Genomic DNA, 10,989 nt, shown 5'->3' on the forward strand with positions numbered 1-10,989 from the left:
CGGGTGAAACAGGTTGTGCAGAACTACAAGAGCGGCGAGCTGGCGCTGCTTGACGTGCCGGTGCCCCGGTGCAAGCCGGGCGGTGTGCTGGTCCGCAGCGCCTACTCGCTGATATCCACCGGGACCGAGCTGATGAAGGTGTCCGAGGCCGGCATGTCGATGCTGGGCAAGGCCCGCTCCCGGCCGGACCAGGTGGCCAAGGTCGTGCAGAGCGTGGCCACCAACGGGGTGCCCGCCACCTACCGCAAGGTGATGGGCAAGCTGGACTCCTACACGCCGCTGGGCTACTCGCTGTGCGGGGTGGTCGAGCAGGTCGGCGCCGGGATCGAGGACGTGAAGGCCGGCGACCTCGTGGCCTGCGCCGGCAACGAGCACGCGTTGCACGCCGAGTTGAACTGGGTGCCGAAGAACCTCTACGCCCCGGTGCCGGACGGCCTCGCGCCCCGGCACGCGGCCTTCGGCACCGTCGGGTCGATCGCGTTGCAGGGCGTCCGCCGCGGCGAGCCACAACTCGGCGAGGTCGCGCTGGTCATCGGCCTCGGTCTGATCGGGCAGCTGGTGGTGCAGCTCCTCGCGGCCTCGGGAGTCCGCGTCGTCGGCGCCGACCCCGACCCGGCGCGCTGCGGGCTCGCCGAGCGCCTGGGCGCGGCGGCCTGCGGCGATCCCGCGTCCGCGGCCGTGGAAACCGCCGTCGCCGAACTCACCGGCGGTCTGGGCGTGGACCAGGTGTACCTGGCCGCAGGCGGCGACAGCAACCAGCCCGTCGAACTGGCCGCACGGCTCAGCCGGGACCGCGGCCGGGTCGTCGACATCGGCAAGTGCCGCCTGGACCTGCCGTGGAACGCGTACTACGAGAAAGAACTGGACGTCCGCTTCTCCCGTTCGTACGGCCCCGGTCGCTATGACCCGTCGTACGAGCTGGAGGGCCGCGACTACCCGATCGGTTATGTGCGCTGGACCGAGCGCCGCAACCTGGCGTGCTTCCTCGATCTCGTCGCCCGCGGCAGCGTCGACGTGGAGCCGTTGGTCTCGCACGTCGCCGACTTCGACGACGCCGTGGAGACGTATCAGCGCCTGAAAGACGGCGACTTGAAGGCCGTGGCCGTGCTGTTCCGCTACCCCGGCCACCCCGGCCACCCTGGCCACCCCGGCCGAACTGCGGAAGCGGAGGCCCCGGCGGTGGCCGTGCCCGCGGTGAACGTGAAACCGAGCCAGGCGCGGGCCGCCAGGACACCGGTGAAGCTGGCGTTCGTCGGCGCGGGCAACTACGCGACGTCGATGCTGCTGCCGCACCTGGCACAGCGCGACGGCGTCGAGTTGTCGACCGTCGTCACCACGACGGCGCTGTCCGCGGCCAACGCGCAGCGGAAGTTCGGCTTCGCCGAGGCAACCACCGATCTCGACGCCGTGCTCGGCGACAAGTCCATCGACGCGGTGTTCGTGGTCACCCGCCACAGCTCGCACGCCGAACTGACCCGAAGGGCGCTGCTGGCCGGCAAGGCGGTGTTCGTGGAGAAGCCGTTGGCGCTCACCGAGGACGAGCTGACCGGCGTGCTCGCGGCGGTGGAGGAGTCCGGCAACGACCGGCTTCAGGTGGGCTTCAACCGCCGGTTCGCGCCGCTGCTGAACGAGGCCAGGAAGCGGTTCGGTGCCCGGACCGGCCCGGCGAGCCTGCGCTACCTGGTCAACGCGGGCCGGCTGGAGCACGGCAGCTGGTACCTGCGACAAGGGACCGAGGGTTCGCGGTTCGCCGGCGAGGGCGGGCACTTCATCGACACCGCGAGCTGGCTGCTTGAGGCCGACCCGGTCTCGGTGTACGCGATCACCACGCCCGGCAACGAGGACCTCCAGGTCGTGCTGCGCTACCCGGGCGGGTCCACCGCCACCATCAGCTACGTCACCACCGGCCCGGCCGGCCTCCCCAAGGAGACGCTGGACCTGGTCGCGGACGGCAAGGCGCTGCGGCTCGACGACTTCGTCCGCGCCACGGTGTACGGCCGCAAGCGGTGGGTCAGTTCGCGCCTTCCCAAGGCCCGGGACAAGGGCCAGAACGCCGAACTGGCCGCGTTCATCAAGGCCGTGCGGACCGGCGGGCCGATGCCGGTGCCGCTGGAGTCGCTGGTCGCCACCACGGCGGCCACCCTCGCCGTGCAGACCGGCCTGGTGAGCGGCGCGCCGGTGACGTTGGCGAGGACGCGATGACCATGACCGCGGGCTGGTACCTGCGGCGGCTGTCCCGGATGGGACCGCGGGAGGTCAGCGGCCGGGTTGGCGACGCGGTGCGCAGGCGGCGGTGGCGGTCGGCGCGGCCGGACTGCCCGAGCGTGACCGGCGCCCGGTTCACCGCGGTACTGCCCGCGGGGACGATCGCCGCGGTGCCGCTGGACGCCGCGAAACGTGTCATCGCCGAGGCGGACCGGCTGATGGCCGGGCACGCCGAGTACTTCGGGGTGGTCCGCGACGACCTGGCCGACCCGGACTGGTGGTACGACCCGAAGACCGGGCGCCGGGCTCCACGGGGCTACGCCTTCGACGTGCCGTACCGGAACGAGGACGCCGTCGGGGACATCAAGCAGATCTGGGAGCCGTCCCGGCATCAGTACCTCACCGTGCTCGCCGCCGCCTACGCGATCACCGGGAACGAGCGGTACGCCGAGCGGGTGGCCGGGCACCTGCGGTCGTGGTGGGCGGCCAACCCGCCGCTGCTCGGAGTGCACTGGACCAGCGGCATCGAGCTGGGGATCCGGCTGCTGTCCTGGGTGTGGATCCGCCGGCTGCTCGACGGCTGGCCGGGCGCGGCCGGGCTGTTCGAGGGCAACCCGGTGGCGCTGAAGCAGATCTGGCACCACCAGCGCTGGCTGGCCGCCTTCCCCAGCCGGGGGTCTTCGGCGAACAACCACGTCATCGCCGAGGCCGCCGGGCAGTTCGCCGCGGCCTGCGCGTTCGGATGGTTCCCCGCCTCGGCGCGCTGGCGAGCCGGCGCGCTGCGGTCGCTGGAGCGGCATCTGCGAAGCAACACCTTCGGCTCCGGACTCAACCGCGAACTGGCCACCGAGTATCACGGACTGGTGCTGGAACTCGGCCTGGCCGCGGTGGCCGAGGCGGACGCCGCCGGCGTGCCGGTCGCCGCGTCGATCCGGCTGGTGCTGCTGCGGATGACCGACGCGCTCGCGGCCGTCGTGGACAACCGGCTACGGCCGCCGCGCCAGGGGGACGCCGACGACGGGCACGGTCTGGTCGTGGACGGCGCGGGCACCGACCGCTGGGCCTCGCTGCTGGCCACCGGGGACGCCGTCTTCGGCCGGCTCGCCTGGTGGCCGCCGGTGACCGGCACCGATGTGCGCACCCCGCTGCTGGCCGCGCTCATCCGGCCGTACTCGGACAAGGGAACCGCACCGGCCGTGTCCCGCCCGGCACGCCGACCGAACCATTTCGCCGACGCGGGCATGACCATCCTGCGTGATCCGGCGGAGATCTGGTGCCGCTGCGACGGTGGTCCGCACGGATTCCTGTCCATCGCCGCGCACGCACACGCGGACGCGCTGTCCGTGGAGGTCCGGCACGACGGGGTCGACGTGCTCGCCGACCCGGGGACGTTCTGCTATCACGGGCAGCCCGAGTGGCGGCGGTACTTCCGGTCGACCCTCGGCCACAACACCCTGCGGTTGGACGGCGGTGACCAGTCCGTCTCCGGCGGCCCGTTCCTGTGGACCCGGCATGCCCGCAGCCGCGTCCTGGTCGCGGGCACCTCCCACGAGGGTGTGGCCCGTTGGTGTGCCGAGCACGACGGCTACCGGCCCTCCGTGCACCGCCGCCGGGTGGAACTGACGGCCTCGCGCCAGGAGTTGAGGATCGTCGACGAGGTGCGCGGCCCGCGCCGGGCCGTGCAGCTGGCGTTCCACCTGGGCCCCGCGATCACCGCGGTCCTGGCGGACAACCGGGCCGTGCTCACCTGGAGCCGGGACGGCGAGGACCGCTCCGCGGCGCTCGATCTGCCCGGGCAGCTGTCCTGGCGGGCGCATCGCGGCGAGAGCGACCCGCCGCTCGGCTGGTACTCGGCCGGCTTCGGCCGCAAGGAACCCACCACGACGCTGATCGGCACCGGCACCGGCTCCGCCGACGGCGCGCAGGAGTTCACCACCGTACTCAGGTTCCGCGGCTAGGGGGGAGCAGGCGTGGGGATCAAGTGGCGGCACTGGGCGTTACCGGCGGCACCGCTGGCGCTGACCCTGCTGGCGGCGACCGGCTGTACGAACACGCCGGACGCCCCGGCGAAGCCGACCGATGCGCCCTCCACGTCCGGGGCGCCCTCCACGCCCGTGGCCCGGGTGTGCGCCAAGCCCCCGGCCGGGCCGGCGAAGGCGCCGGCGGGCGCGGTGACGGTCGACCCCGCGGTGGTCGGTGACCTGGCTGCGAAGACCAAGAGCAGCCCTGCGGGCACCACATTCTGGCTTCGGCCGGGCAAGCACAGGCTCAAGCCGGACCGCTACGCCCAGGTCATCGCCAAGAAGGGGAACCGCTACCTCGGCGCGCCGGGCGCGGTGCTCGACGGCGGGAAGAAGAACAACTACGCGTTCAGCGGTACCGCCCGCGACGTCACCATCCGCTACCTGACCGTGCAGCATTTCGTCGCGCCGCCCGATGAGGGCGTGGTCAACCATGACATGGCCGACGGGTGGGTGATCGAGCACACGAAGATCCAGTACAACTCCGGCGCCGGGCTGATGGCCGGTGCACACCAGCGCGTCCGCGCCAGCTGTCTGCGCGGCAACGGCCAGTACGGAATGAACGCGTACAAGACCGGCGACTCCATCCGCGGCCTGGTGGTCGAGGGCAACGAGATCGTGGGCAACAACACCGACGACTGGGAGCGGCGAAAGCCGGGCTGCGGCTGCACCGGAGGCATCAAGTTCTGGGCCGTCAACGGCGCCGAGGTACGCGGCAACTGGGTGCACGACAACCGCGGGGCCGGGCTGTGGGCGGACAACAACAACAACGACTTCCGCATCGAGGACAACCTGCTTGAGGCCAACGACGGTGCCGCGCTGATGTACGAGACCAGCTACAACGCGGTCATCCGGAAGAACACGATCCGGCGGAACAACTGGGTCGAGGGCCGCAAGTACGCCGACCGCGGCGACGACTTCCCGTACGCGACCGTCTACGTGTCCGAGGCCGGGGGCGAACCACGGATCCGCGCGCGCACGGACAAGATCGAGATCTACCGGAACGTGCTGGAGGACAACTGGAACGGGATCACCCTGTGGGAGAACGCCGACCGGTTCTGCAACAGCCCGGCCAACACCTCGACCGGTTACTGCACGTTGCTGGTGAAGGACACCGACCGCTGCGCGAAACCGGCGATCGCCACCGCACCGCTGTACGCCGACTGCCGGTGGAAGACCCAGCGGGTGGACATCCACGACAACCGCTTCCTGCTGGACACGTCCGTCGTCAGGTGCACGGCGAAGTGCGGCCGCATGGCGGTCCTCGCCAACTACGGCACCTATCCGGACTGGTCGCCGTACAAGGGCAAGCGGGTGGCCGAGGCGATCACCCACAAGCAGCACAACCGCTGGCACGACAACGTCTACCGCGGACCGTGGACCTTCGTCGCAGTCGACACGGACCACAAGCTCGACCCCGGGCTGTGGCAGGGCCCGCCGTACCGGCAGGACGCGGGCAGCACCTTCGACCCACGGGCCGGTGGTTGAGATGGACGGCAACCTGAGTCGCGGCGTCCCGCCGGGCGGCCCGGACACGGCAGGCACCCAGCCCGGCGCCGGATCGCGCCCTGCGGGCACACCGAAGGCCGTCGGCATCGTCTGGGCGTTGCTGGGCCTCAACACGCTCGGCTCCGCCGGCGCGAAGACCATCGTGCCGCTGCCCCGTTCCCTCATCCAGATGGTCACCATGGGCGCGCTGGCCGCCGCGTTCGCGCTGGCGCTCGCACTCAATCTCCGGCTGCGCATCCGGGCCAGCGCCTTCGTGTTCCTGCTCACCCTGCTGCTGGTGCCGAGCCTGATCTCCAGCGCGAACCTGGAGGTCGGGTTCGGCGCGCTGTTCCGCTGCGCCCGGCTGGCTCTCTTCGTCGGCACGCTGTGGCTGCTCAGCCGCTGGTGGGACGGCAGCCTGACGTTCGTCCGGCACCACATCCGGATGTACTTCGCGGTGCTCGGGTCGGTGGCCGCCGGGCTGGTCATCTCGCCGGGCACGGCCCTGCCCGAGTACTACGGCGGACGCCTCGTCGGCGCGTTGTGGCCGCTCACCCCGCCACAGATCGGACAGTACGCCGCGGTGATCACCGGGCTCACCGTACTGCTCGTACTGGGCCGCCGGGTCGACAGGGCCAGTGCGGTGGTGGTCATCGTGCCCTCACTCGTCCTGCTCGCGTTGACCCATACCCGGACGGCCACGCTGGGGCTGCTCCTCGGACTGGCGCTGGCGATCGGCTCGCTCATCCTGACCAGCTCCGCCGCCCGCCGGTTCTTCACCTGGGCAGTGCTGTGCGCCACGGCGGCCGCGGTGGTGTTCAGCTCCGCGCTGCAGGCGTGGTTCCTGCGCGGACAGAGCAAGGAGAACTTCTCCAACCTCACCGGTCGGGCCAAGGTCTGGGACGCCCTGCTGGCAGCGCCCCGGACGACCTCGGAGTACCTGTTCGGCACGGGCCTCGGCGACAAGTCGTTCGGCGGGCTGCCGATCGACAACAGCTGGCTGGCCGTCTACAACGAGCAGGGTCTGATCGGTGTCGCCCTGGTGGCGGCGTTCCTCATCGTGCTGGGCGGCGTCGCGTTGCTGCGGCCACCGTCGCTGTCGAGGGCCTGCGCGATCTTCCTGATCAGCTACGTGGCGATCTCGTCGTACACCGAGGCCGGCCTCGGCGACGCCTCGCCGTATCTGCTGCATCTGGCCCTGGCCGCCTCGCTGCTGGCGGCACCTGCCGCGGCCACGCCCCTGACGAAGGCCACGCCCCTGACGACGCCCGCAGTCCCTCGACAACGTATCCCGCGATGGGCCCGGAATCGGGAGGTGACCTGACCATGCACGTCCTCGTGGTGCACAACCGCTACTCCTCGGCGCAGCCGAGCGGGGAGAACAGGGTCGTCGACCAGGAAGTGGGGCTGCTGCGCGCGGCCGGCCACCGGGTCGACGTGTTCGAGCGGCGCAGCGACGACATCGCCGACCGGTCCCTCCTCAGCAAGGCCGCTGTGCCGCTCCTCGTGCCGTGGAACCCGGCGGTCCGCACGGAACTCACCGCCCGGCTGCGCGCCGAGCGGCCGGACGTCGTCCACGTCCACAACGTGTTCCCGCTGCTGTCGCCCGCCGTCCTTGCCGCCTGCGCAGACGCCGGTGTGCCCGCCGTCGCCACGCTGCACAACTACACCCAGGTCTGCCCGCCCGGCACGCTGCACCGGGACGGCCGGCCGTGCACCGAGTGCGTCGGGTCGACGGCGTCGCTGCCGGCCGTCCGGCACGGCTGCTACCGGAACTCCCGCCTTGCGACGGTGCCGCTCGCGGTCAGCCTGACGGTCAACCGGCGGCGGTGGTGGTCCGGCGTGGAGCGGTTCTTCTGCATCTCAGCGGCGCAGCGCGACGTCCTGGTGCGGTCCGGCATGCCACCGGAGCGGCTGACGGTGAAGCACAACTTCGTACCCGACCCCGGCGCCTGCCGGGCGGGCGACGGCGAGCAACTGCTCTTTCTCGGTCGGCTCGCGGAGCCCAAAGGCGTGCGGCTGCTCATGGCCGCGTGGGACGAGATCGCCGCGGACGGCGGTGTGGGCGTGCCGCTCGTGCTCGCGGGCGCGGGGCCACTGGAGCGGGAGGTGACCGCCTGGGCGGCGGGCCGGGACGACGTGCGCCACGTCGGCCTGCTCGACCCGGATCAGTGCCGACAGGCCGTCGGCCGGTCGGTCGCCGTGGTGGCTCCCTCGCTGGCCCTGGAGACGTTCGGCCTGGTGGTCGCGGAGGCGATGGCGGCGGGGGTGCCGGCCGTCGCCGCCGGTCACGGCGCCTTCGTCGAACTCGTCGAGGACGGGGTGACCGGGCTGCTGCACCGGCCGGGCGAGCCCGCCTCGCTCGCGTCCTGCCTGCGCCGGATCGCGACCGGGCCGGCCCGGAACCGGGAGATGGGCCAGGCGGCCCGGCGCCGCTACGAACAGCACTTCAGCCCGGCCGTCGGGCTGGAGCGCCTGGTGGATGAGTACCGCACCGCGATCGCGGGACGGTTGGAATCAATGGGGGACGGAATCAATGGGGGGCAGTAGATGACACGATGCCGGCTCTGCGGCTCGGCGACGCTGGCGAGCGTCGTCGATCTCGGCGTGACGCCACCGTGTGAGAGCTTTCTCGCCGCGGACCAACTGGACCGACCGGAACCTGCGTACCCGCTGCATCTGCGGGTCTGCACCGACTGCTGGCTGGCGCAGATACCTCCGCTGATCACGCCGGAGGAGACGTTCACGCAGTACGCGTACTTCTCCTCCTACTCGACCTCCTGGGTGGAGCACGCGCGCACGTTCGTCGCCGACGCCGTACAGCGCCTCGCGCTCGGGCCCGACGCCTTCGTGGTCGAGGTCGCGAGCAACGACGGATACCTGCTGAGGCACATGGTGGACCGGGGGATCCGCTGCCTCGGCATCGAGCCGTCGGTGAACGTCGGCGCCGCGGCGCGGGAGGCGGGTGTGCCCACGCTCACGGAGTTCCTGGACCCGGCCACCGGCAACGCCGTCCGCGCCGAGCACGGCCCGGCGGACCTGGTCGTGGCCAACAACGTGTACGCGCACATCCCCGACGTGGTCGGGTTCACCCGGGGCCTGCGCGCCCTGGTCGCCGACGACGGCTGGGTCTCCATCGAGGTGCAGCACCTGCTGACCCTGATCGAGAAGAACCAGTACGACACGATCTACCACGAGCACTTCCAGTACTACACGGTCGCCTCCGCGACCCGGGCGCTGGCGAGCGGCGGACTCGCGCTCGTGGACGTCGAGTTGCTGCCCACGCACGGCGGCTCCGTCCGGCTGTGGGCCCGGCCGGCCGAGGTGGCCGGCGAACCCACCCATGGGGTATCCCCTGCTCAAGCGGAGCCGAGAGCTTGGGGAAAGGTGGCCGACGTGCTGGCCCGGGAGAAGGCCGCCGGGCTGCAGGAACTGTCCGGGTACACCGAGTTCTCCGCCCGGGTGGCCAAGGTGCGCCGGGACCTCCTGCGGTTCCTCATCGAGGCGGCCGAGCGCGGCGAGACGGTGGTCGGCTACGGCGCCCCGGGCAAGGGCAACACCCTGCTCAACCACTGCGGCATCCGACCCGATCTGCTCCCGTACACCGTCGACCGCAACCCCTACAAGCACGGCAGGTTCACCCCGGGCACCCGCATCCCGATCCTGCCGCCCGAGCAGATCGGCATCGACCGACCGGACTACGTCCTCGTCCTCCCGTGGAACCTGCGGGCCGAACTGGTCGAGCAACTCTCCTTCATCCACGAGTGGGGCGGCCGGCTGGTCTTTCCCATCCCGGAACTGAGCATTGTCGAGGTCAAGTCATGAAGGTCGTTCTGTTCTGCGGCGGCTACGGGATGCGGATGCGCAACGGAGCCTTTGACGACATGCCCAAGCCGATGGCGATGGTCGGCCCCCGACCGCTGATCTGGCATGTCATGCGCTACTACGCGCACTTCGGGCACACGGAGTTCATCCTGTGCCTCGGGTACGGGGCGCACCACATCAAGAACTTCTTCCTCACCTACGAGGAGACGACGTCCAACGACTTCGTGCTGCGGGGTGGGCGGACCGAGCTGCTGTCCACCGACATCGCCGACTGGACGATCACGTTCGCGCAGACCGGCGTCGAGTCCCCGATCGGGGAGCGGCTGCGCCGGGTGCGGCACCACCTGGACGGCGACGAGATGTTCCTCGCCAACTACGCCGACGTGCTCACCGATGCCCCACTGGACGAGATGATCGACCGGTTCGCCCGGCGCGACGCCGGTGCGTCGATGATGGTGGTGCCGCCGCAGTCCTCGTTCCACTGCGTGGACCTGGGCGAGGACGGCCTGGTGGGGGGCATCACCGCGGTGAGTGAACTGCCGCTGTGGGAGAACGGCGGCTACTTCGTGCTCCGCCAGGAGGTCTTCGACCACATACCGGAGAACGGGGACCTCGTCGCCGACGGATGTGCCCGACTGGCCAAGCGCGGACGGTTGGTGGCCCACCAGCACCGCGGCTTCTGGAAACCGACCGACACCGTGAAGGAGCGGGCCGCGCTCGACGCCGCCTACGCCCGGGGCGACCGCCCATGGGCCGTGTGGGAACGGCACGGCGCGGGGGCGGACGCCGGAGTGAGGACCGCATGATCCAGCTCAGCGCCGGGCGCCCGAACCGGCTCGTCACGGTGGGCGCGCACTGCGACGACATCGCCATCGGCGCCGGCGGCACGCTGCTGACGCTGTGCCTCGCGCGGCCGGGTCTCCGTGTCGACGCGCTGGTGCTCTCCGGCGGCGGCAGCGAGCGCGAGCAGGAGGAGCAGGCGGCGCTCGCCGCCTTCTGCCCGGGCGCCGACCTGCGGCTGACCGTGCTCAAGCTGCCGGACGGCCGGCTGCCCGTGCACTGGGACGAGGCCAAGGCCGCGGTCGAGGAACTGCGTGCGCGGACCGAGCCGGATCTCGTGCTTGCCCCGCGCACCGATGACGCGCACCAGGATCACCGCGGCCTGGCGCAGCTGATACCCACCGCCTTCCGCGACCACCTCGTGCTCGGCTACGAGATCGTCAAGTGGGACGGCGATCTGGGCCGTCCGACGGCGTACCAGCCGCTGTCGCCGGAGATCGCCGAACAGAAGGTGCGGCTGCTGCAGGAGCACTACCCCTCGCAGCGGCACCGGCCCTGGTACGACCGCGAGGCCTTCCTCGGTCTCGCACGGATCCGCGGCATCGAATGCCACGCCCGCTACGCCGAGGCGTTCGCCGTCACCAAAGTCACGCTCAACCTGGGGGGATGA

General features: G+C 71.4%; 8 protein-coding genes. All 8 read left to right on the forward strand.

From position 1 onward, the window contains the following. Positions 1-3: 3 nt before the first annotated feature. Genes ACFYTE_RS23225 through ACFYTE_RS23260 form a run of 8 tightly spaced genes read left to right on the forward strand, consistent with a single transcriptional unit; the run spans position 4 to position 10,989 of the window. On the forward strand, positions 4-2,202 hold the full coding sequence (locus ACFYTE_RS23225) for a bi-domain-containing oxidoreductase (protein WP_388713494.1): 2,199 nt from the start codon (positions 4-6) through the stop codon (positions 2,200-2,202). Beyond that, entirely contained in the window at positions 2,199-4,163 is a 1,965-nt protein-coding gene (locus ACFYTE_RS23230) for an alginate lyase family protein (protein ID WP_388713496.1), read from the forward strand. Before ACFYTE_RS23225 ends, ACFYTE_RS23230 begins: the two co-directional genes overlap by 4 nt. 12 nt (positions 4,164-4,175) lie before the next feature. After that, a complete protein-coding gene (locus ACFYTE_RS23235) occupies positions 4,176-5,714 on the forward strand; it encodes a right-handed parallel beta-helix repeat-containing protein (RefSeq protein WP_388713498.1) in 1,539 nt (512 codons plus the stop codon). A gap of 1 nt (position 5,715) precedes the next feature. Next, positions 5,716-7,038 (forward strand): O-antigen ligase domain-containing protein, encoded by a 1,323-nt coding sequence (locus tag ACFYTE_RS23240; protein ID WP_388713501.1) that lies wholly within the window; start codon positions 5,716-5,718, stop codon positions 7,036-7,038. 2 nt (positions 7,039-7,040) lie between these two features. After that, entirely contained in the window at positions 7,041-8,264 is a 1,224-nt protein-coding gene (locus ACFYTE_RS23245) for a glycosyltransferase family 4 protein (RefSeq protein ID WP_388713504.1), read from the forward strand. Further along, a complete protein-coding gene (locus tag ACFYTE_RS23250) occupies positions 8,265-9,539 on the forward strand; it encodes a class I SAM-dependent methyltransferase (RefSeq protein WP_388713507.1) in 1,275 nt (424 codons plus the stop codon). Next, complete coding sequence (locus ACFYTE_RS23255; RefSeq protein ID WP_388713510.1) at positions 9,536-10,345, forward strand: glucose-1-phosphate cytidylyltransferase; 810 nt, start codon at positions 9,536-9,538, stop codon at positions 10,343-10,345. Before ACFYTE_RS23250 ends, ACFYTE_RS23255 begins: the two co-directional genes overlap by 4 nt. Then, entirely contained in the window at positions 10,342-10,989 is a 648-nt protein-coding gene (locus ACFYTE_RS23260) for a PIG-L deacetylase family protein (protein WP_388713513.1), read from the forward strand. Before ACFYTE_RS23255 ends, ACFYTE_RS23260 begins: the two co-directional genes overlap by 4 nt.

The organism is Streptomyces sp. NPDC004629 (genome assembly GCF_042873595.1).
Taxonomy (GTDB): Bacteria; Actinomycetota; Actinomycetes; order Streptomycetales; family Streptomycetaceae; genus Streptomyces.